This is a genomic window from Pseudonocardia nantongensis, assembly GCF_046546495.1.
Lineage (GTDB): Bacteria > Actinomycetota > Actinomycetes > Mycobacteriales > Pseudonocardiaceae > Pseudonocardia > Pseudonocardia nantongensis.
Genome location: NZ_JBKGXT010000029.1, coordinates 25,357 through 46,151, shown reverse-complemented (window position 1 = coordinate 46,151; position 20,795 = coordinate 25,357). Strand labels below are relative to the sequence as shown.

At 71.7% G+C, this 20,795-nt stretch carries 20 protein-coding genes and 1 tRNA gene; 11 read left to right on the top strand and 10 right to left on the bottom strand.

Features of this window, described 5'->3' with window-relative positions:
- Nucleotides 1-12: 12 nt before the first annotated feature.
- Nucleotides 13-1,542, bottom strand: a complete 1,530-nt coding sequence (locus ACLFMI_RS24670; protein ID WP_410950339.1) for an acyl-CoA carboxylase subunit beta — start codon at nucleotides 1,540-1,542, stop codon at nucleotides 13-15.
- Complete coding sequence (locus ACLFMI_RS24665; protein ID WP_410950338.1) at nucleotides 1,539-2,678, bottom strand: acyl-CoA dehydrogenase family protein; 1,140 nt, start codon at nucleotides 2,676-2,678, stop codon at nucleotides 1,539-1,541. The genes ACLFMI_RS24670 and ACLFMI_RS24665 overlap by 4 nt, the downstream gene beginning before the upstream one ends.
- 141 nt (nucleotides 2,679-2,819) lie before the next feature.
- Here ACLFMI_RS24665 and ACLFMI_RS24660 point away from each other — a divergent pair, with 141 nt between their 5' ends.
- A complete protein-coding gene (locus ACLFMI_RS24660; RefSeq protein ID WP_410950337.1) occupies nucleotides 2,820-3,473 on the top strand; it encodes a TetR/AcrR family transcriptional regulator in 654 nt (217 codons plus the stop codon).
- A 3-nt stretch (nucleotides 3,474-3,476) separates the two neighbouring features.
- Here the strand turns inward: ACLFMI_RS24660 and ACLFMI_RS24655 are convergent, their stop codons facing one another.
- Together ACLFMI_RS24655 and ACLFMI_RS24650 are read right to left on the bottom strand one after the other, a co-directional pair.
- Nucleotides 3,477-3,629: a hypothetical protein gene (locus ACLFMI_RS24655; RefSeq protein ID WP_410950336.1), complete on the bottom strand. Its 153-nt coding sequence runs from the start codon at nucleotides 3,627-3,629 to the stop codon at nucleotides 3,477-3,479.
- Between the two features lie 853 nt (nucleotides 3,630-4,482).
- Nucleotides 4,483-4,716, bottom strand: coding sequence for a hypothetical protein (locus ACLFMI_RS24650; protein WP_410950335.1), 234 nt, complete (start codon nucleotides 4,714-4,716; stop codon nucleotides 4,483-4,485).
- A 104-nt stretch (nucleotides 4,717-4,820) separates the two neighbouring features.
- On the opposite strand from ACLFMI_RS24650, the gene ACLFMI_RS24645 reads away from it, so the two are divergent.
- Complete coding sequence (locus tag ACLFMI_RS24645) at nucleotides 4,821-5,402, top strand: hypothetical protein (RefSeq protein ID WP_410950334.1); 582 nt, start codon at nucleotides 4,821-4,823, stop codon at nucleotides 5,400-5,402.
- 9 nt (nucleotides 5,403-5,411) lie between these two features.
- Here ACLFMI_RS24645 and ACLFMI_RS24640 read toward each other — a convergent pair whose 3' ends face one another.
- On the bottom strand, nucleotides 5,412-6,056 hold the full coding sequence (locus ACLFMI_RS24640; RefSeq protein WP_410950333.1) for an FMN-dependent NADH-azoreductase: 645 nt from the start codon (nucleotides 6,054-6,056) through the stop codon (nucleotides 5,412-5,414).
- A 134-nt stretch (nucleotides 6,057-6,190) separates the two neighbouring features.
- Here ACLFMI_RS24640 and ACLFMI_RS24635 point away from each other — a divergent pair, with 134 nt between their 5' ends.
- Nucleotides 6,191-6,613 (top strand): winged helix-turn-helix transcriptional regulator, encoded by a 423-nt coding sequence (locus tag ACLFMI_RS24635; protein ID WP_410950332.1) that lies wholly within the window; start codon nucleotides 6,191-6,193, stop codon nucleotides 6,611-6,613.
- Between the two features lie 86 nt (nucleotides 6,614-6,699).
- Here the strand turns inward: ACLFMI_RS24635 and ACLFMI_RS24630 are convergent, their stop codons facing one another.
- A complete protein-coding gene (locus tag ACLFMI_RS24630) occupies nucleotides 6,700-7,383 on the bottom strand; it encodes a DsbA family oxidoreductase (RefSeq protein WP_410950331.1) in 684 nt (227 codons plus the stop codon).
- A 398-nt stretch (nucleotides 7,384-7,781) separates the two neighbouring features.
- On the opposite strand from ACLFMI_RS24630, the gene ACLFMI_RS24625 reads away from it, so the two are divergent.
- The 8 genes from ACLFMI_RS24625 (at nucleotide 7,782) to ACLFMI_RS24590 (ending at nucleotide 15,804) form a co-directional block, all read left to right on the top strand.
- A complete protein-coding gene (locus tag ACLFMI_RS24625) occupies nucleotides 7,782-8,303 on the top strand; it encodes a tyrosine-type recombinase/integrase (RefSeq protein WP_410950330.1) in 522 nt (173 codons plus the stop codon).
- Nucleotides 8,304-8,865: 562 nt separating this feature from the next.
- Nucleotides 8,866-9,366: a polyketide cyclase gene (locus tag ACLFMI_RS24620; RefSeq protein ID WP_410950329.1), complete on the top strand. Its 501-nt coding sequence runs from the start codon at nucleotides 8,866-8,868 to the stop codon at nucleotides 9,364-9,366.
- A 912-nt stretch (nucleotides 9,367-10,278) separates the two neighbouring features.
- Nucleotides 10,279-12,522: a S9 family peptidase gene (locus tag ACLFMI_RS24615; RefSeq protein ID WP_410950328.1), complete on the top strand. Its 2,244-nt coding sequence runs from the start codon at nucleotides 10,279-10,281 to the stop codon at nucleotides 12,520-12,522.
- A 119-nt stretch (nucleotides 12,523-12,641) separates the two neighbouring features.
- Complete coding sequence (locus ACLFMI_RS24610) at nucleotides 12,642-13,730, top strand: DUF418 domain-containing protein (RefSeq protein ID WP_410950358.1); 1,089 nt, start codon at nucleotides 12,642-12,644, stop codon at nucleotides 13,728-13,730.
- 7 nt (nucleotides 13,731-13,737) lie between these two features.
- Nucleotides 13,738-13,935 (top strand): alpha/beta hydrolase family protein, encoded by a 198-nt coding sequence (locus ACLFMI_RS24605; RefSeq protein WP_410950327.1) that lies wholly within the window; start codon nucleotides 13,738-13,740, stop codon nucleotides 13,933-13,935.
- Entirely contained in the window at nucleotides 13,875-14,255 is a 381-nt protein-coding gene (locus ACLFMI_RS24600) for an alpha/beta hydrolase family protein (protein ID WP_410950326.1), read from the top strand. The genes ACLFMI_RS24605 and ACLFMI_RS24600 overlap by 61 nt, the downstream gene beginning before the upstream one ends.
- Nucleotides 14,256-14,258: 3 nt before the next feature.
- The gene (locus ACLFMI_RS24595) at nucleotides 14,259-14,582 is read left to right on the top strand and encodes a DMT family transporter (protein ID WP_410950325.1); all 324 of its coding nucleotides are present in this window, start codon (nucleotides 14,259-14,261) and stop codon (nucleotides 14,580-14,582) included.
- Nucleotides 14,583-15,219: 637 nt separating this feature from the next.
- Nucleotides 15,220-15,804 carry a site-specific integrase gene (locus ACLFMI_RS24590; protein ID WP_410950324.1) on the top strand — a complete coding sequence of 195 codons (585 nt, stop codon included), beginning with the start codon at nucleotides 15,220-15,222 and terminating at the stop codon, nucleotides 15,802-15,804.
- Nucleotides 15,805-15,962: 158 nt separating this feature from the next.
- Here ACLFMI_RS24590 and ACLFMI_RS24585 read toward each other — a convergent pair.
- From ACLFMI_RS24585 to ACLFMI_RS24570, 4 genes are all read right to left on the bottom strand, one after another.
- A tRNA-Pro gene (locus ACLFMI_RS24585) sits at nucleotides 15,963-16,036 on the bottom strand.
- Between the two features lie 26 nt (nucleotides 16,037-16,062).
- A complete protein-coding gene (locus tag ACLFMI_RS24580) occupies nucleotides 16,063-16,746 on the bottom strand; it encodes a LuxR C-terminal-related transcriptional regulator (protein ID WP_410950323.1) in 684 nt (227 codons plus the stop codon).
- 80 nt (nucleotides 16,747-16,826) lie between these two features.
- On the bottom strand, nucleotides 16,827-17,612 hold the full coding sequence (locus ACLFMI_RS24575; RefSeq protein WP_410950322.1) for a DUF5995 family protein: 786 nt from the start codon (nucleotides 17,610-17,612) through the stop codon (nucleotides 16,827-16,829).
- Between the two features lie 123 nt (nucleotides 17,613-17,735).
- Nucleotides 17,736-20,792, bottom strand: coding sequence for a helix-turn-helix transcriptional regulator (locus ACLFMI_RS24570; RefSeq protein WP_410950321.1), 3,057 nt, complete (start codon nucleotides 20,790-20,792; stop codon nucleotides 17,736-17,738).
- Between the last annotated feature and the right edge of the window lie 3 nt (nucleotides 20,793-20,795).

Below are 20,795 nucleotides of genomic sequence, written 5' to 3'. Positions count from 1 at the left end.
TCCCGAGGTTGACTACACGGGGCTGATCGGGTGGTGGCGGCGGCCGGGCTCGCGGGTCCAGCGGTCGGCGTCGACGAGGCGGGCGACGAGCTCGGCCCGCAACCGCTCCGGCTCGACGATGGCGTCCACGACCAGGTCGGAGCCCATCCGCAGCAGGTTGATGTCGGCCTGCTGCTCGGCCGTGCGGGCGGCGACGAACGCGGCGCGCTCCTCGTCGTCGTCGATCGCGGCGATCTTGTTGGCGTACACGGCGTTCACCGACGCCTGCGCGCCCATCGGGCCGATCGTCGCGGTGGGCAGCGCGAGCGCGGCCCGGGGCTCGAACCCGGGCGCGCACATCGCGTAGTACCCGGCCGCATAGGCCTTGCGCAGCACCACGGTGAACTTGGGGACTTCGGCCGAGGCCATGGCGGTGATCATCTTGGCGCCGTGCCGGATGATTCCCTGCCGCTCCACCCCGACACCGACCATGAAGCCGGGCACGTCCTGCAGGAACACCAGCGGGACGTTGAACGCGTCGCACAGCGACACGAACCGCGCCGCCTTGTCCGCGGAGTCGACGAAGATCGCACCGCTGCGCACGGCAGGCTGGTTGGCCACGAGCCCGACCACGCGGCCGTCCAGGCGGGCCAGCCCGGTGACCAGCTCCTCCGCCCAGCGGGCCTTGATCTCGAAGAAGGTGCCCGCGTCGACCAGCCGGTCCACGACCTCCCGCACGTCGTAGGCGGTGTTCGGGTCGGTCGGGACCAGGTCCGCCCAGTCGTCGCGCTCCGGCGGGCGCGACGACCGGGCGGCGGGCGGGGAGCGGAAGTCGTCGGGCAGGTAGGACAGCAGCAGCCGGGCGGCCGCGACGGCCTCCCAGTCCTCGTCGAACACCTCGTCGCCGCAGCCGGAGACGGTCGCGTGCATCATCGCGCCGCCCATCTCCTCCGGGGTGGTCTTCTCCCCGGTGACCTTCTCCGCGACCCGCGGGCTGGCCAGGTACATCGAGGCGTGGCCGTCGACCATCCCGACCCAGTCGCAGAACGCCGGCATGTAGGCCCCGCCGGCCGCGCTCGGCCCGTGCAGGCAGCACAGCTGCGGCACTCGCCCGGACAGCCGCACCTGCAGGTTGAAGATCGCCGAGGCGCCGCGCCGGCCCGGGAAGAAACCCATCTGGTCGGTCAGCCGGCCGCCGGCGGAGTCCACCAGGTAGACGACCGGGAGCAGGTCGCGGTCCGCACGCTCGAGGATCCGGATCTGCTTCTCGCAGGTCAGCTCGCCCCAGGAGCCGGCCTTGACGGTGAAGTCGTGCGCGATCACCGCGACCGGCCTGCCCTCCACCCGGCCCACCCCGGTGATCACGCCGTCGGCCGGCAGCCCGGCGTCGACGGCGGTGGCCAGCAAGCCGTCCTCGACGAACGTGCCGGGGTCGAACAGCACCGCGAGCCGGTCGCGCACCGGCAGCTTGCCCGGCCAGCGCGCCGGGTCGCCCCCGGCGCGGGCCCGCTCCGCCGCGCGCTCGACGTCGTTCACCGACGGGGCGCCGTCGACCTCCGTCACGAGACCATCCCGCGCGTCATGATCTCGAGCTGGATCTCGTCGGTGCCGCCGCCGATCCGCAGCACGCGCACGTCCCGGTAGTGCCGGGCCACCGGGCTCTCGTCCAGGAACCCCGCGCCGCCGAAGAGCTGCACCGCGTCGTCGGCGACCCGGTTGGCCGCCACCGCGGACAGGTACTTCGCCCGGGCCACCGACCGCGCCGCCTCCGGGTGACCGGTGTCGAGGCGGTGCGCGGCCTGGTAGGTCACCAGGCGCGCGGCCTCCAGCTCGATCTCCATCTCGGCGACTGTGTGCCGGACCGTCTGCAACGCGGCCAGAGGTGACCCGAACGCCTCCCGCTCGGCGACGTAGCCGCGCGCCAGGTCGAGGCACTCGGCCGCATGCCCGATCCCCATCCCGGACAGCGCGATCCGCTCCAGCTGGAAGCCCTCCATGATCTGGTAGAAGCCGCGCCCCTCGGCGCCGACGATGTCGTCGCGGGTGACCGCCACGCCGTCCAGCACGACCTCGCGGGTGTCCGACGAGTGCCAGCCCATCTTCGGCAGCGGCGTCGAGAACGACAGGCCGGGCGCGCCGGACTCCACCGCGAACAGCGTGAGCCCCCCGCGCCCGGGCTCGCCGGTACGGGCGCCGACGACCAGCACGTCGGCCAGCCCTGCGTTGGTGATGAACATCTTGCGCCCGTCCAGCAGCCAGCCGTCGTCGCCGGCCCGGGCGCGGGTGGTGATGGCGGCGACGTCGGAGCCGGTGCCCGGCTCGGTCACCGCGATCGCCGCGACGGCCTCGCCGGTGGCGATCGGCGCGAGCCAGCGCTGCTGCTGGGCCTCGCTGCCGTGCCGGACCAGGTGCGTACCGGCCATGTACGCGCTGACCAGCGGCCCGACCGCGATCCCGCCGCTGGCCCTGGCGAGCTCCTCGGCCAGCAGCGCGACGGCCAGGCTGTCGCCCTCGCTGCCATCGAACTCCTCCGGCGTGACCAGTCCGAGCATCCCGGCCGCTCCGAGCTGACGCCACAGCTCCTGGGGGAACGTCCCGGTCGTCTCGGCACGGTCCACCAGCGGGCGGGCCTGCCGATCCACGAACGCGCGGCAGGTCGCGGCGAAGTCCGCGTGTGCTTCGTCGAGCTCCCAGCTCATCCGACCCCCTCGTCGTGCTGCCCGACCGACCGGACGGTCGGCTACAGTAGAGCGAGCCCCGGGCCGGGGTGTCAACCGCAGGGGTCACCGGGACGCCGGTCTACCGTGAGCCCGTCAGCAGTCCTGTCAGGAGGGTGCGGGGTGGCCGAGAGCAGCGACAGCGGACCGAGCACCAGCACCGCTCCCGCTGCCGGGACGCCGTCGTCGCCGGAACCGAGCCGGGCCGACCGGCAGCGGTCCCGGGTGCTCGCCGTCGCCGCGGAGATCTTCAGCCGACGCGGTTTTCGGGCCACCTCGATGAACGAGATCGCGGCCGCGGTCGGGCTGTCCAAGCCGACGCTCTACCACTACTTCCACAGCAAGGAGGAGCTGTTGGTGCGGCTCTACTCCGACGTGCTGGACGAGAGCCTGCGGATGGCCCGCGAGGTGGTCGGCGCCGCACCGACCCCGTTGGCCGGGGTCCGCGAGCTGATCAGCTCCCGGGTGGCCTATACCTGCCGGAACCAAGCACTGCTCAAGGTCTGCTTCGAGGAGGAGCACGAGCTGCCGGCCGAGCTGGCCGAGCAACTGCTGCGCCGCCGGCACGCGTTCGAGGAACTGGTCGTCGCCACGCTGGAGGAGCATCTGGCCGCGCACCCGGCGGTCGAGCTGGGCATGCCGTCCAAGGTGTGGGTGAACATGTGCCTGGGCGCGGCGAACTGGACCTACAAGTGGTTCCGCCCGTCCGGCCCGGACGACCCGGAACGCCTGGGCGAGCGGATCGCCGCCGCACTCACCGCCGGCATCACGCCCTGAGCGTCACGCCAACCCGGGTACCCGTAGGTGCGCGAGAGCCAGCTCGAACTCACAGGTCTCGACGATCTCCACACCCGCCTCCCACGCCCCGGACTCCCGCGACGCGTCCGCCCGGTCACGGCTGCGTGCCATGACCTCGAGGCCGTCGTAGGTCACCGAGGACACCGCAAGTCCCGAGTCACCTCGTCCGGAGTCAACTCCCGGACGAACACCTCGGGCCGTCGCGGCATGCCCCACCACCTCCGGCAGACAGCCTCCTGCGCCAGACCAGGATGGATCAGGCGGACGCGGTTACGACCCCAACGTTCCTGAACGAGGCACTAGCGTCGCCCGAGACGTGCGAGCCGTTCTCGAACCGCGGGGATAAGAGTACGACCAGCTCGGAGCGGTCGCCGCGCCATCAGGTCGGCGGTGGCCGGAGCCCACGGCGACGAGGTCCGCCCTGCGATGTTCCCGAGTGCTGGCCGCGCCGTGGTCATCACGCCGCACGACATGACCCACCCGCTCCCCTACGAGCCCGACCCCGTGCGGCATCGCGTGAACCCCTCTACTGGCGCCCGAAGCGCCAGCGCCCCCGACAGTCCCAGCGTCGAACAACACCCGGAACACAGACCGAGCGGGCCCGACCGCATCGAGATGTGGCGTACTGCACTCGAATCTTGGAGCAGGAGCCTGACAACATTTCACCCGCCCGAACCCCGTGCTCCAGATTCTCTCCAGAATTGGACCACAGTAGACTCTGACAAGGTCATCTCATGACGATCATTCAGTGATCACGACTGCGGCGTTACAGCAGGTCAGAGACGCAGCAGGGGGCGCCACCAGATGCTGACACCGCCTCATCCACACCGTCGGGACGACAGGATTTGAACCTGCGACCCCTTGACCCCCAGGCACCTGAGGGCGGGTGCCTGCCAGCAGTGCCGCTCGGCGTTCGTGCAGGTCTACGGTCCATCGGCGTCCATGGACGTCCGCCGATGCGCAAGTCGGTTGTCACTCAGTTAGTCACTCAGGCGAGAACCACGACCGCATCCACGGCGTCGAACGCGGTAGGGACGTCGATGCCCCCCACCGCTGCCCGCACGACGTCGCGGCCGGCGCTGTGCTCGGTGGCATCGTGGCGGTTATTGCCCTGTTCGCGTTCGACCGGCTCGCGCCTCGGCCGATCGAGCGCCTGCACGCGCGACGACGAGCCGTGCTGCTGCTCGGCGCCGCCCCGTCGCCCGGACGGCCGCCACGGCACGGCCCGACTTCACCCTCTCCGACCCCGGCACGTGGTGGGCACCGACCCACACCACCACGACCGACGCCCGCCGCTACGGCCGCGCGGTCGCCACCGCCTGGGACGTGCTCTACCCCCGCCTGGCCCACCGCGGCGTGTGGGTCGAGCATCCCGGCGAGCTACCAATCATCGCCGGCACCCTGCTGCGTCTGCAGGTCGAGCACCTGCCGGGCGAGCACGCCCCGAAACCGGTCTGGCTGTGGTCCTCGGTGATCGGCGCGAGTGCCGCCGATGTGGACCGATGGTGGCAGTCCTTCCTGCGCCGGTTCGATCTCGAACACACCTTCCGGCTGTTCAAGCAGACCCTCGGCTGGACCGCACCGAAGGTCCGGACCCCGGCCGCGGCCGACCGCTGGACCTGGCTCCTGGTGGCCGCCTACACCCAGCTACAGCTGGCCAGCCCCCTCACAGCCGACCTCCGACGGCCCTGGGAACGACCCGCCGACCCGGGCCGGCTGACGCCCACCCGGGTCCGCCGCGGGTTCCGCCACCTGCGCACGAAGACCAGCCGTCCCGCCAGAGCACCGAAACCCAGCCGACCCGGCCCCGGCCGCCCACCCGGCTCCCACAACCGGCACCGCGCCACCCACCACGACGTCGGGAAACGCGCGACTACCGCCGCGACGAGCCGAAACAACCAAGGTTAAGATGCAAGCTCAGGCGGCGGCCGCCGTGCGGCCGGTGATCGTCGCGGCGAGTTCACGGGCACGGTCGTGGGCGTCGGCCATGGATGCCTCGTGCTTCGGGAGCAGCGCGGCCAGCGCCGGCGAGTGGGGGGCCATGGTCAGCTCGGGGATCACGGTGGTGACGTCCAGGCCGAGCATGTCCTTGTGACCGAGCAGTGCGTCGAGGACGGGTACGACATAGTCGAAACCGTGCCTGGGCGCGCCGGGGGCGTAGCTGCCGCCCCGAGCCGAGACCACCACGGTAGGACGCCCGGCGACGGGGGAGGAGCCTCCGATGGTGCGGCCATGGACGAGGATCTGGTCGAGCCACGCCTTGAACGCCGAGGGCAGCGTCAGGTTGTACATCGGCACTGTGAAGAGGTAAGCGCCCGCGCCGAGGATTTCCTCGATCAGTGTGTCCTGCATCGCGGCTGCGGCAGCCTGCTCGTCGGTGTATCGGGCGGGGTCGGTGTCGCGTGCGGTGACGCCGGCCGCGCTGATGTGGGGTACAGGTGCGGCGGCGAGGTCGCGGTGGACGACCTTGCCGTCCCAGCCTTCGAGGAAGGACCGGGCGACCTGGCGGGAGACCGAGGCCTCGCCGAGCGAGGAGGAGTCGATGTGCAGCAGGTAGGACATGGGTTGGGCTCCTTTTCAGAGTCGTTTGAGAGCGCTCTCGGGCGGATCGGAGAGCGAGCCGTGGCGTGGATTGGTGGTTCCCCGTGGGCGTTACATACTGGTAGTGCGGTTGCATGCGGAGGAGAGGTGTCGAGATGGCGTCAGCGCGACAGGTCAGTGGTCCGTGCCAGGCATGGCCCGAGGACAGTGCCTTCATCCGTGAGGTGCTCGACCGCATCGGCGACAAGTGGACGATGTTGGTCATCAGCACCCTGGGTGCCGGCTCGCTGCGCTACTCCGACGTGCAAGCGAGCGTCCCGGGGATCTCCCAGCGGATGCTGACCCAGACCCTCAAGCATCTGGAGCGCGACGGCCTGATCATCCGGACCGCGTACGCCGAGGTCCCGCCTCGGGTGGAGTACGAGCTGACGGACCTGGGCCGGTCGCTGAAGGACGCGGTGATGGCGATGGCCGGGTGGGCTGCCGTTCACCACGGCGAGATCGCCGGCAACCGGGCCGCCAGCGACCTGACCGGGGTCGGTCGAGGCAGGGTCGCGGTCAGGGCGTCGGCCGGCTGAGGTGTCGATGTGGCACACCCCGGTGTCGGGCTCGCACCACCCGTCGGCAGGGGCCGCCACGATCTGGAGCCCGTCCTTGGCCCCGCTCATGAGACACGCTCAATCGGCACGGGCCCGACCACCTGCTCCAGCAACAGGCCGTAGCCGGCGACCTTCTGGGCGCCCGGGGCAGCCACCCGGCGGTCGAGGACGACGAACGGGACGCCGGTGGCGCCCAGTTCGAGGCCTTCGGCTCGGTCGGCGCGCACGCGGTCGGCGTACTCGTTGCTTGCGAGGATCTCGCTGACCCGCTGCCCGTCCAGCCCGACCGACTCCGCGACGTCTGCCAGGGTGTCGGAGTCGTAGGGGTTGAGGGTGCCCGCGAAGTAGCCGTCCTGGACGTCGGAGAAGAACTCGACGCCGCGGCCCTGGTCGCCTGCGTACTGCACCGCGCGGTGCAGGTCGAAGGTGTTGGCGCTGAGACGGTCCAGGGAGAACTCGAGGTCCTCCCCGTGTGCGATCGCCTGGGCCTGGCGCTCGACCTGGAGGACGTGGATGGCGCTGCCGCCCTTGGCCCGGATGAACGCCTTCTCGATCGTTTCCGGCTCCTGCGGTGCGGACGGGTTCAGCTCGAAGGACCGGATCCTGATGTCGAACCTGTCCGAATCCGGGCGCTGTTCGATCGCGGCCTGGAGTCGGTGCTGACCGACGTAGCACCACGGGCAGCCCAGGTCGGACCACACCTCGATGACGATCTGCGACCCCTCGGGCTGCGTTACCTGCTCAAACATCTTCCTCTTCACCTCACTGGTAGTGCGTAACACCATCGTGAGTGAGCGAGAGAAGGTTTACAAAAGGCACCTTTACGTGCGTAGGCACCGCCCGACAGGCGCTTACACCTCGCCCGCGAAGAGCCCCAGAAGGTCTAACCGGGGCTGCGCCCCAGCCCGACGAGTCATGCGTGGGTCGGCTTGGTGTGCGGGGCTCCGGCCGGGCGGGTGAAGACCATGGCCGGTGGCCGGTCACGGTGTTATGAACCGTATCGAGGCGGTTGATGGGCCTGCTGGCCGCCGGTCCGACCGGAGCCAGTGATGACTGTAGCCCGCAGCGTCGCCGATGTCCTGACTGAGCACGTGAGCTTCGAGGTTGAGTGCATCGACCGGATGTATTGCCGCTCCCCCGCTGTCTCGTGCCGCAGCTACGCGACCACGTCGCCTGCTACGGGCTCGGCGAGCGTGGCCTGGTGTTCCCCAACGCCGTCGGGAAGCCGCTGCGGCGCACGCTGTTCCGCTCGCGGATCTGGCGGCCGTCGCTGGTCCGGGCCGGGCTGCTCGGGTCGGTCCAACACACCGGCTCGCACGAGTTCACCGGCCGCTGGGTCGACGACGAGGGACGCGCGAACGCCCTGGTCCGCGAGACCTACGCGGCGGCGGTCAAGGCGGTGGCAAGCGTGGCGGGAACCGGGCTGCGGTTCCACGACCTGCGGCACTCGTACGCGACCTGGCTCGTCGACGACGGCGTCCCGCCGAACATGGTGCAGCGGGTGATGGGCCACGAGAGCGTCACGACGACGCTGCAGCTCTACACCCGGCGGACCGAGAACCACCGTCGCATCCTCGACGCCCTGGGCGGCTCGATGCTCGGCGCGGACGGCCCGGATGACGACGACCCGGACGACGGGCCGGCGGGCGCAATGGCGGTGCTGCGGTGATTCGGGCATGTTCCCCAAATGTTCCCCGGGAACGACTGAGGCCCAACCCGATTGCGTCAGATTGGGCCTCTGACCTGCGTGGGCGATACTGGGATCGAACCAATGACCTCTTCGGCGTGAAGGCGGCGACGCACGAGCAGTTGGTGTCGTCTGGTGATATCGAGTACCCGCTGACCTGGCTGTTCGTGCCGGAGCATTGTTCGGTGTGGCGGCCAGTCCCTGTCCATCCGCTCCGGATTCGCTCCGGCTCTACAGCTCGCGGGAGGCCCGCGGCCCGGGAGCTGCTCCGGCTCCGGGTTCCCTCCGACCTTCGAGGCCGGCACCACGCTCTCCTACCGGGAGTGCTACGTGCACCGCTCTCCTAACGCGAACCAGGCTCGTCGGCTGCCTGCACGCCTACGCCAACGGCACCGATCGCCAGCCCACCTGCTGCCAAGTCGTGCCAAGGGTACTGGGCTGTTTCGAGCATGATGTGCCCCAGGGGCCTACTTGCTCCCTCGCGCGCGTGCCAGGGCTATCCCATCCACCTACTTCAGACACCGGGATGGTGGAGAGTGGAGGCATGATCGGTGACCGATGGGGCGTGAGCGACGGTGAGGTCTCGCGCTCCTACCCATGCGACGACTTCGTCACCGCCTCCGCGCTGCAGGTGTGGCGGGGCGTGACCGTCGAGGCGCCCGCCGAAGCGGTATGGCCGTGGGTTGCGCAGGTCAGACTGGCGCCGTACTCGTACGACTGGGTCGACAATCTCGGCCGGCGCTCACCTCGCGAACTAGTAGGCCTGCCTGACCCTAAAGTCGGAGAAAGATTCACTACCGCTGGTGGGTGGGAACTGGGTCGGATCGTTTCGGTCGCCCCAGGGAAACAGCTGACCGGCACCATCATCGGCGCATTCATGTCTTATGTCGTCGTACCTCAGGACCACGACACGACGCGCCTCCTACTCAAGGTCGTTATACAAACCAATCGCTGGGTTGGCATGGGGCTGTCCGTCGGCGATCTGATCATGGCCCGACGGCAATTGCTGAACTTAAAGAAACTCGCCGAGCGATACCAGGACTGAGCGGCAGCAGAGCCCCACTCCGGGAATGCCCTGGCAGCCTCCCACTGTGCGCGATGGTGCGATCAATTCAGTTGTCTCTGCAGTGTGAATCAACCGGAAGAACCACTCGACCGGCGAATAGTGGCAAGGCAGCGGAATACCAGAGCCCCCGCGTGTCCACCAACGCCCTACGTGCGGCAAGGGCGGTCGTCACTCAGCTCGTCACGCGGCACCCGCAACCTCGCCAATCCGGCCACGGACGCGAGGACAGCGCGAATCCGCCGGGCGCGCCGTCCCCGTCGGGCACCCTCAATCCGCGGAGACAAGATCCACTACGTCGGTCGACACCCGACGCTTGCCGTTACTCCTCGTACGCTGCACAGATCCGCAGACACGCCTGCCGCGAGTTCTGGTTCGTCGTCAGCTTCTGTCGTTGATCTCCGGGGGTTCTCTGGGGAGATTCGGCTCCCCGCACCTTCCGAGTGCCATCCTGTCGACCTGGCGCCAGACCGACCGTGCGGACTCCCGTAGGCCGGCCCCTCGATGCAACCGCACCCGGCCATGCCACGCTCCGCCCACGGGTGGCCGTGCGGTACGTCCTCCGGGATGTCGGCGGGATGGCACGGTCCCGTCATCCTGGAGACCTGCCCGCCCGGCGAGGGCCCGCAGTTCACCGTTCAACGCTTGGGCGGCACCGGAATCCCCAGCTTGGAAGGCCTCACCAGACTGGCGCTCTCCGAGGTCCACCTACAGGAATGGATGACGTCACGACCTGCCGCTGACCGTGGTGCACCGGCATTTCGAAACGAGAACGACGGACCCGCGGCGCATCCCACCAACGGATGATCTACATCTTATCTACTTGACTGTGCCGCGGCGGCCGGGTGTGACCTGGCACCGCATGGTCAAGGAGTTTCGGGGAGGGGACCAAGGATGATTTCGCTGGGCGCCGAGGACTACGCGCGCGCTGAGTCGATGCTCGCGCCGTACCGGAAGCAGGCGGTGCCGGGCGGGTCCGTGGCGCCGCAGTGGCTCGCCGGGGGCCGGCGTTTCGTCTACGAGGTCGGCGGCCGGCACGTGCTGGTTGACCCGGCGACGGGTACGCGTCGCGACGCGTTCGACCACGCCCGGCTCGCGGCCGCGCTCTCGCTGGCGTCGGGGCACGCGGTGGACGCCGCAGACCTGCCGGTGATGCTGCTGGAGTTCGAGCTCCCCGGACGCGACGAGGACGTGGTGCGCTTCTTTGCCTTCGGCGAGTCCTGGGAGTTCTCCGGCAGCGACGGCACCTGCGAACGGGTCGAGGGCGCCGGCCTGCCCAGCCGGGTGGAGCTGGTTTCTCCGGACAAGGCCTGGGCCGCGTTCACCCGCGACGGGAACATCTGGGTCCGGTCACGGGGCAACGGCGAGGAGTTCGCGCTCACCGAGGACGCCGAGCCCGATCACTCCTACGGGGCGATGCTCGACTGGGCCGGGGTCTTCCAGTGGCGGGCGCTGGGCATCGATCCGCCGTTCGTCGCCGAGTGGTCGCCGGATTCCACCCGGCTGCTCACCCATCGTCTCGACCAGCGGGGGCTGCCCGAGCAGGTGCTGGTGGAGTCGGCTCCCGCGGGCGGGGGCCGCCCGGTGGAGCATCGGTTGCGCTACCCGGTGCCGGGCGACGAGCAGGTCGCGACGATGTCCTGGGTGGTGCTCGATGTCGCGGCTCGCAGCGTCGTGCACCAGCAGGGTCCACCGACCCCGATCGTGCACACCACCAGCCTGGGGTCGCGGTGGTGGGTCGGGGACTCCGTCTACTTCCTTCGGTACTCCCGTGACGCGCTGACCCTGGAGATGCACCGCCTCGACCCCGCCACCGGGGCGAGCGCGCTCGTGGTCCAGGAGACCGGGCGGACCTGCGTCGACCCGGGAGCCTCGACCGTCGAACCGGCGCAGGTGCGGGTGCTGGACTCCGGGGAGGTCCTCTGGTGGTCCCAGCGTGACGGGTGGGGACACCTGTACCTCTACTCACCGGACGGCGGGAAGCACGTCCAGGTCACCTCGGGCGAGTGGCTGGTGCGCCGCGTGCTGTGGGTTGACGAGGACGCCCGCCGGGTCTGGTTCCTCGCGAACGGGCTCGACGAGACAGACCCCTATCTGCGCCAGATCTGCCGCATCGACCTGGACGGCACGGGCTTCACCCGGCTCACCGACGATGAGCTCGACCACGACGCGATCAGCCCGCCCGAGGGCGGGTACGTCCTCGACCGGGCCTCGACCGTCACGACGCCTCCGCGGTCGTCGGTGCTCGATGGAGACGGCCGGGTACTCGTCGAGCTCGAGGCCCCCGACACCGCCGCGCTGGCGTCCCGCGGCTGGGCACCGCCGGAACGATTCCGGGCCACCGCCGCCGACGGCCGAACCCCGATCTACGGGCTGCTGTGGCGCCCGCACGGGTTCGACCCGGAACGACGCTACCCGGTGATCGACCACGTCTACCCCGGGCCGATGGTCTACCGCGCCTCTCCGGCCTTCGACGCGCCGCCGTTCACCGGGGAGGCCGAAGCGCTGGCCGCGCTGGGGTTCGCCGTCGTCGCCATCGACGGGCGAGGCACCGCCGGGCGCAGCAAGGCCTTCCACGACCACTCCTACCGCAACTTCTCAGCCGCCGGCTTCCTCGTCGACCACATCGCAGCGATCCGCCAGATGGTCGAGCGACACCCGTGGCTGGACACCACCCGGGTCGGGATCACCGGCAGCTCCGGGGGCGGGTACGCCACCGCTCGCGCGCTGCTCGCCCACCCCGACTTCTTCCGCGTCGGCGTCGCCCGGGCCACTCCCAACGACATCGGCAGCTACTACCCCTACTGGGGTGAGCGCTACTACGGCGACCTCGACGACGACTCCCGCCGCGACCTCGACAACGCACACCTCGCTGCGAACCTCCAGGGCCGGCTGCTGCTGATCCACGGCGAGCTCGACGACAACGTCCTGCCCGCCCAGACCCTGCGCCTGGTCGACGCGCTGGTGAAGGCCGACAAGGACGTCGACATGCTCGTCGTCCCCGGCGCCGAGCATCTGTTCAACGGCAGCAAGCACTACGTCCTGCGCCGCACCTGGGACTACTTCGTCCGCCACCTGCACGGCGCCGAGCCACCCTCCTACCGCCTCACCCCGCTCCCGCCGAGCCTGCCCGTCTGACCGCAGCTCCCCCTCGCGTAAGGATCGTCGTGTCAGCTTCTCCTCAACCCCTCGCAGGGCCGCTCTCTCCCACGCCGCCGTCGCAACGACTGCTGGCGCCGGACCTCGCGCGGGGCGTGATGCTGCTGCTCATCGCGCTGGCCCACTCCCGCCAGCTGCACGCCGGTGGTAACTCGCTCGCCACACCTGCCGGTGGCGGCCCCGTCGACGTGGCCGTCCAGTGGTTGCTGACCTCCTTCGTGGACGGGCGCGCCGCCCCACTGTTCGGGATCCTGTTCGGCTACGGCCTCGTGCAGATGACCCGGCGTTACTCAGGCCCCAACGGCGACCCGGCGCAGGCCCGGCTCCTGATCCGCAGGCGCGGGGCCTGGCTGATCGTGTTCGGCATCGCCCACGTCGTCCTGCTCTACGGCGGCGATGTGATCGGCGCCTACGGCGCATTCGCCGTGATGTTCGCCGGGGTCGTGTCCTGGTCGAGCCGTCGCCTGTGGACGGTCATGACGATCACCCTCGTCTTCGGGGTCGCGGCCGCCTCCCTGCTCCAGCTCGTGACGCCCTCCGACGCACCACTGGCCGTGGGCCCGACACTGCTCGACAGCGCGATCATGCGCACGTCGGCGCTCCCGGTACTGCCTATCGCCGCGGTGTCGATGGCGCCGTCAGTCCTGATTGGAGTCCTGACCGCGCGTATGCGCCTGCTGGAACAGCCCGACCGCTATCGGTCGCTGCTTCGCCGGTTCGCCCTGATCGGGTTCCCGGTGGCAGTGCTCGGCGCGCAGCCGGTGGCCCTGCAGGCCGTGGGCCTCTGGACCCCCGGGAGCCCCGGCATCGACACGGTCGGCCTGGCGGTGTGGGCGGCCACCGGGATCGCCGGCGGGCTCGCGTTCCTGGCCACGATCGCACTTTTCGCCTACCGACTCGGTGACCGGCGAGGCCCGCTCACGACCGCACTGGTCGCATGCGGCCGGCGCTCGATGACCTTCTACATTGCCCAGTCACCAGTCTGGCTGCTGCTCAGCGAACCATCGCTGCTCGACCTCGGCGGGAAACTGGGTGCTGCCACCGCCGCCGCGGTCGCCGTCGCCACCTGGGCGGGCACCGTCGTCATCGCCCACGCCCTGGAACGCACCGGGCGACGCGGACCGTTCGAGGCACTCCTGCGCCACCTGACCTACCGCGGCCGCCCGCGCCCACGACCGGCTGCGTGACCTGGGAGTGCTCTGGTTCTCGAGGGCACCGCACACCGACCCGGCCCGGGTCGCGATCTACGGCAGTTCCTACGGTGGATACGCCGCACTCGTCGGCGCCGCGTTCACCCCGGCAGATTCGCCGCAGCGATCAGCTACACCGGCATGTCCGACCTCGTCGACCTCAGTAGACGAGTCGTCCCCTTCGCCCGGCGCTCGGTCGTGAACAACTACGTGCGCTACATGGGCGACCCCGACGACCCGGCCCAGGAAGCCGACATGCGCGCCCGGTCCCCGATCACCCGGGTCGACGACATCACTGCCCCCCTGCTGCTCGTGCACGGGGCGAACGACCTGCGGGTCCACCGCAGCAACTCCGACCGGGTCGCCGAGGCACTGCGTGCCCGCGGCGCCGAGGTCGAGTACCTGCTCAACGAGCGCGAAGGGCATTGGTTCATCAACCCCGACAGCAACATCGAGCTCTACCGGACCCTCGAGCAGTTCCTCGCCCGCAACCTCGACGGACGCACCACCGAGAAGGACTGAGCCATGCACTACCTACTCCTAGCCGGTGCGATCGCGCTCGAAGTGATGGCGACCATCAATCTGCGCCTGTCCGACGGCTTCACCCGGCTCGTCCCGTCCATCCTGGTAGTGATCGGCTACCTGGGGGCATTCGGCCTGCTCTCGCAGGTACTGAAAGCCGGTGTACCGGTAGGACTCGCCTACGGGATCTGGGCCGCGGCCGGGGTGGCGCTGGTCGCCATCATCGGCGCAGTGTTCCTCGGCGACACCCTGACCCCGATCCAGTTCGGCGGGATCGCCCTCGTCATCGCCGGAGTCCTCGCCCTGGAGCTCGGGGCCACACACTGAGCCTTAACCGAGCTCACCGAGACTCACCCACGCGTAGATGCTCGTGCCATCTGGCAGTTCCTGGCCGTGGTCTGCCGGGTGGGGACAATTCGCGCAAGCGAAGGGTCGAGCGCGACTGCGCGGCTCGCTCCCGGACTGCTCCGCCCCCACAGAGAGGCCGAAGCGTCATCTCCTCGACCTGGCGTAGCCCGATCACGCCGCTGGCCGGGGGCACCCCTCCACGATGCCGCCGCGTGCGCTGCCAGGCTTGCCCCCGGTCAGCGGCGTGATAGCCCTCTGGGAGGTCGAGGAGATGACGCGCACCCTCAGCCCACCCAACACCGGTGCGCACTGCCGACCATCTCCGAGACCTGCCCGCCCGGCGAGGGCCCGATGTCGTTCGTGACTTTGGTTCAGGCTCGGCCGTCAGCTTCCGCCTACCGCGGCGGCCCCTCTGCAGCCGCGCGCCGCGCGGGGACCGGCCGGAGGCCGCACGCCCCGCGCGAGCGCTTGCGGCTGTATCGGACACAGCGCCGCGCGGCGCCGGAGGCGCCGCCCTAATGATGGATGGAGAGTTTCGACACCGGCGCGCTCCGGTTGCGGGTCGCAGGCGCCGAGCGGCAGAGATCAGGTGGTCGGCTGGAGCAGGCAACCGCCCTTGCTCGGCGCCGCCGAGGTCAGTCCACTCCGCGCCTACATCGTCCTGTCGCTCCTGACCGGTGCCCGGACGGAGGAGTTGCGTGCGCTGCGTTGGGACGATGTGGACCTCATCGGCGCGCCGGGTGTTACTCCCCCGCTGCCGCCGTCGATCTCGGTCATCCGCTCGGTACGCATCGGTGGGGACACCAAGACCCGCAAGTCCCGGCGACGGCTCGGGATGCCCCAGCGATGCGTCACGGTGCTCCGAGACCACGCGGAACGGCCGGGTGCGGACACCTCGCCGAACGCGCTCGTGTTCGCCACCCGGACCGGCTCGGAGATGGACGCGCACAACGTCCGGCGCTCGTTCCGAAAGGTCGCCGCCGACGCCGGCCTGAACGCGGCTGAGTGGGCTCCCCGGGAGATGCGGCACAGCTTCGTCTCGCTGCTCTCCGACTCCAGGATGCCACTGGAGCACATCTCGCGGCTCGTTGGGCACAGTGGCACCGCGATCACCGAGGCCGTGTACCGGCAGCAGCTCCGGCCCGTCCTGGAGCACGGCGCGACCGCGATGGACGACGTCTTCCCGGTCGCCGACCCGTAGACACTCGGCTAGTCACTCAGCCCGGTCCGGCGGCTCTGAGAGGTCCACAACGCAGCAGGGGCGGGGACAGTTTCCGGACCACGGCGAAACCGCATAAGTGCATGTCACACGACTAAGGGCCGGTATCCGATGCTCACGGATACCGGCCCTTGTGTCTGTCGGGACGACAGGATTTGAACCTGCGACCCCTTGACCCCCAGTCAAGTGCGCTACCAAGCTGCGCCACGTCCCGGCCGCCCCTCGCGGGGCTCCGTCAGGTTACCGCACCCCACGCCCACCGCCGTCGGGGGTGGTCCCCGTACCGTCCAGGGCCCGGACGAGGGCGACGGCCTCCAGCTGAGACCCCACCCCGAGCTTCCCCAGGACGGCGCGGACCTGTGTTCGGACCGTCGGCAGGGACACCACGAAGGTGTCCGCGATGGCCTGCGCCCGCTTCCCGTCCGCGAGCAGGTCGAGGACCTCACGCTCGCGGCGGGTCAGCGTTGCGAGCTTCTCTCGCAGCTCCCGCTGCGTGCGGTCCCACTCCAGGTACCGCTCGATCAGAAGCTGCCGCTGGGTGGGCGCGAGCAGCGACCTCCCGGCGCGGGCCTCCCGGACCGCGCCGACGAGCATCGGCATCGGCGACACCTTCGACACCCAGGTGAAGGCCCCGGCGTGCAGCGAGGCGCCGATCCGCACCGGGTTCGAGCTGCCGGACAGCACCAGGATCCGCCAGCCGGCGGCGCGCAGCTCCGGGATCAGCGGGATCGTGTCCACCCGCCGACCCTGCGCGTCCCGGCCCAGATCCAGGTCGAGGACGAGCAGTCCGGTCCCGGCCACTGCCGCGGCGCCCCGCACGTCGGCGATCGAGTGCGCCGCCCGGAAGCTCGCCTGCTCCCCCTCCCCGCGCAGCGCCGCGGCCAGCGAGGTCCCGACGAGCTCATGGTCGTCGAGGATCAGCACGGTGTCACTGGGCAGGACGCCGCCGCGGTCGGCGGCACGCGGCGGAGGAACCGCCCTTCCCGCGCCCACCCGAGCGGGCGTCACCAGAGACCCGCGATCGTCAGCAGGCCCCGCCCGACGAGCGCGGTGCGCTTGTCCAGGGCCTCGCACTCGAGCTCGTACTCGGCCGGCTTGGAGCGCCGCTCCCACAGCTCCAGCGCCTGCCGCCAGGCGACCTCGCGGGCGAGCACCACCGGGACGTCCGCGACCGCACCGATCAGCTGTTCCAGCAGCGTCGCGTCGAGCGTTCGCAGCAACCAACCCTCGAAGTGTTCCAGCAACCTCGGCATCTGCAGCGCGAACACCGAGTTGACCGCGTTGAACCCCTGCCGCTCGTCCAGGCCGAGCGACGGGCGTCCCAGCACCGTGCAGGTCCGGACGAGCGCCGGCGCCAGGTCGTAGTTGACGTGCGCGTTCACCCCCGCGACGGCGAACCCCATCGGGTCGATCCGCGGGTTCGACCGCTGCCGCAGCAGCACCGCCCACGCCCGCGGCGGGGTGTCACCGCACGCGTCGGCCCGCACTGCGGCGAGGTAGCGGCGGGCGAACTCGACGTCGAACCGTTCCAGGAACTCCCGATCGGCGAAGAGGTCGGTGGCGAGCTGCTCGGCGATCCCCCGGGTGATCTGGGTGTACACGTGGTTGAAGCAGCTGAGCCCGTCCTCCTTGCCCCATCCCCGCTCCAGCACCTCCTGCAGCTCCGCGAGCCGTGCGACGACGCCGGGCACGTCCTCCGGGCCGGTCGCGAGCAGCGCGGCGACCTCGGCACGGTGCTCCGGCCGGTCGGCGGCGCCCTCCGGCGGCGGGCGCTCGATCGTGGTGGTCACCCGGGCCTCCCCTTGGGACGACGGTGAGGTCACCACCCTGTCGCGGCGGTCGGTCGACGCCATCGGGCGAATGCCCTACGTCGCCGTGCCAGCCACCCGAGTCGCCGACCGGTCGAGCCCGGGTCAGGGCCGCGGATCGGCCGGGCCCGGGCGGTGCCGGTGCAGGATCGCGGCGGCGCCGGTCCGGTTCGTGACCCCGAGCTTGGCGAAGACCCGCGCGAGGTGCGCGCCGACCGTCTTCGGAGCGATGAACAGCGTCTCGGCGATCTGCCGGTTCGTCGCCCCGCGGGCCAGCACCTCCAGGACCTCGAGCTCCCGGATGGTCAGTGCAGTGAGCGGGCCATCGACCTGCGGTGCCCGCGTGCCGGCCGCGGGCACCGGAACCTCGTGCGGCAGCGACACCCGCGCGCGACGCGCCAGCACGCCGATCTCGGCCAACAGTGGCTCCGCCCGCAGGGCACCCGCCCCCTCTGCCGCGCGGAGCAGCTCGGCCGTGCCCGCGCCGGTACGCCGTCGCCCGAGCTGCGCCTCGGCACTGCGCAGCCGGGCGTAGGCCGTCGGGTACGGCTGGCCCAGCCGCTCGAGCAGGTCGGCCACCTCGGCCCAGGTCCCGGGCTCGGCACCGGGGGTGATCCGCCCGTCCTCGGCGGTGCACATCGCCTCGTAGGTGGCCAGCACCGCGCGCAGCGCCGGCGCCGAGTGGTCCGCCCGGCCCATCAGCGCCCGCCGGTGCCGGCGTAGCCGCCGCACCTCGCCGGCGACCCGGGTCCGCCCGGCGAGCACCGCCTCGGCGTGCGCGCGGGCCCCGTGCCAGAGCAGTGGCGCCACCGCCCAGACGTCGTCCACCCCGGACTCGACGACGTCCAGCCCGGTCCCGACGTGCGTCCACGCGACCTCCGGACGGCCCCGCCACATCTCCAGCCCGGCCCGCAGGATCAGCAGCGGCAGCCGCAACCCGGGCGTCCCGGCCGCGCCGGCGACCAGCTCGACCGCGGCCAGGTCCTCCTCGGAGCCGTCCAGGTCGCCACGGCCCATCCGCAGCCGCGCCCGGGCCAGCCGCACCTCGATCGCCTCGACCCCGGCGGGCGCGGCCGCCCAGGCCCGCGCGACCTCGGTCTCCGCGGCGTCCCAGTCACCCTTGCGGAACAACCCGTTGGCCGCCGACGCCCGCAGCGACACCGCCGCCGTCCGCGCGAGCCCCAGCTCGGCCATCCGTTCGGCACCGGCACGGGCCTCGGCCACGCCGTCGTCGATCGCGTTGAGCGGGCCGGACAGCAGCTCGGCGCGCCGCAGCAGGGCCTGCCCGAGGGGCACCGGGTCCCCGGTCCCCTCCGCGAGGGTGACCGCCTCGGAGAGCGCCGCGAGCCCGCCCGCGGCGTCCGCGGTGTAGGCGGCGCCGAAGCCGAGCACCCCGAGTACCGACGCCAGGGCGCGCGGCTCCCCCACCCGCCGGGCCGGTTCGAGGGCGCGCTGCGCGACCTCCCGGGCGGCGGAGAAGTCGGCGCGGGCCAGCAGCGCCGACGCGTACCCGGCGAGCACCTCGGCCCGGGCCGCGTCGGTGGGATCGAGGTCCCCGGGCGGCGGGGTCCCCGGCCCGGCACCGGGCGCGGACCCCGGGCCGTCCGCCGGGCCGTCCGCCGGGCCGGGGTCCGGCAGTCCGGGGGCGGCCACCTCGGCGAGCGCGACCGCGGGGTCGGCCTCCGCGGACGGCGGGCCGGGCGGCTGTGGCAGCGCCGCGTCCGCCCGCCGGAACGCCTCCACAGCCTCGGCCGCCTGCCCGGACGCCAGCAGGTAGGTCCCCAGCCGGGCCCGCAGCACCGCCCCCTCGACCCCGGCCGGCGCGGCGGGGCCGGCCAGCCGTTCGGCCAGCAGCGCGATCGCCGCGTCGTGGTCCCCGGCCAGGTCCGCGGCCGCGGCCGCCCGCTCCAGGTAGTGCCCGCGGGAACGCTCGTCCGGTACCGGCAGCGCGGCGGCCCGCAGCCAGTGCCGGTGCGCCTCGGCGTAGCCGCGCAGCCGCTCCGCCTCCTCGGCCGCGGCCAGCGTGGCGACCAGCGCCTCGGCCGGATACCCGGCCCGGTACCAGTGGTGCGCGAGCCGGGCGGCCGTCCCCGGCCGGTCCACGTCCGGGCCGGCGGCGAGCGCGCGGGCGTAGCGGGTGTGCATCTCGACCCGCTCGGCCGGGACCAGGTCCGCGGCCACCACCTCGGTCATCAACCCGTGCCGCAGCCGGTACGTCTCGCCGCCAGCGACGACGACGAACCCGGCCTCCACCGCCTCCCGGACCGCGCCCGCCAGCTCGCCGCCCGGCCGGTCCAGCACCGTGGCCAGCAGGGGGTGCGGGACGTCCCCGACCCCGGCCGCGATCGTCCGGACGACGTCGCGGGCCGGCGCCGACAACCCGCCCGCAGCGGCCCGGATCAGGTCCCGCAGCGTCGTCGGCACCCCCCGCGGATCACCGTCCAGCACCGCGCGGACGGTCTCCTCGGCGAGCAGGACGTTGCCCTCGGAGTGCCGCCACACGAGCGGCTCGAGCTCCGGGCGGTCCGGCACCCACGCGGCCACCAGTGCGGCGAGCTCGGTCCGGGTCATCGGCTCGACCCGCCGGAACGCCACGGTGCGGTGCCGGTACAGCTCCCGGAACAGAGGCGCCAGCACCGGCGGGACACCGCCGGCCGGATCGTCGCGGTAGGTGCCGACCAGCAGCACCGGCGCGGCCGCGAGCCCGGCGAGCAGGTGGCCGAACAGGTCCCGGGTGGAGCGGTCGGCCCAGTGCAGGTCGTCGACGACGAGCACCACCGGCCCGTACCGGGCGACCCGCCCGACCAGGTCGCACAGCTCGCCGAGCATGTGCCGGGCGTCGTCGAGGCGGCTCAGCCCGTCCGCGATCTCCTGCACGACCGCCCCGTCGCCGTCCCGGACGTGTGCCCGCAACGCCGACAGAACCGGCCAGAACGGCGGCGCGCCGGTCAGCTCGAGGACCCGCCCGACGAGCACGGCCGCGCCGCGCGCGGCGGCGGTCCGGGTGAACTCGGTGACCAGCCGGGTCCTCCCGACGCCGGCGTCGCCGCCGAGCAGCACTGCCCCGGCACCGCCCGCGGTGCTGCGCTGGAGCGCCTCGGCGAGCAGCTGCAGCTCGGCGGTGCGGCCGCGGAAGACCACGGATCCGAGCTCGTCGGGCACCCG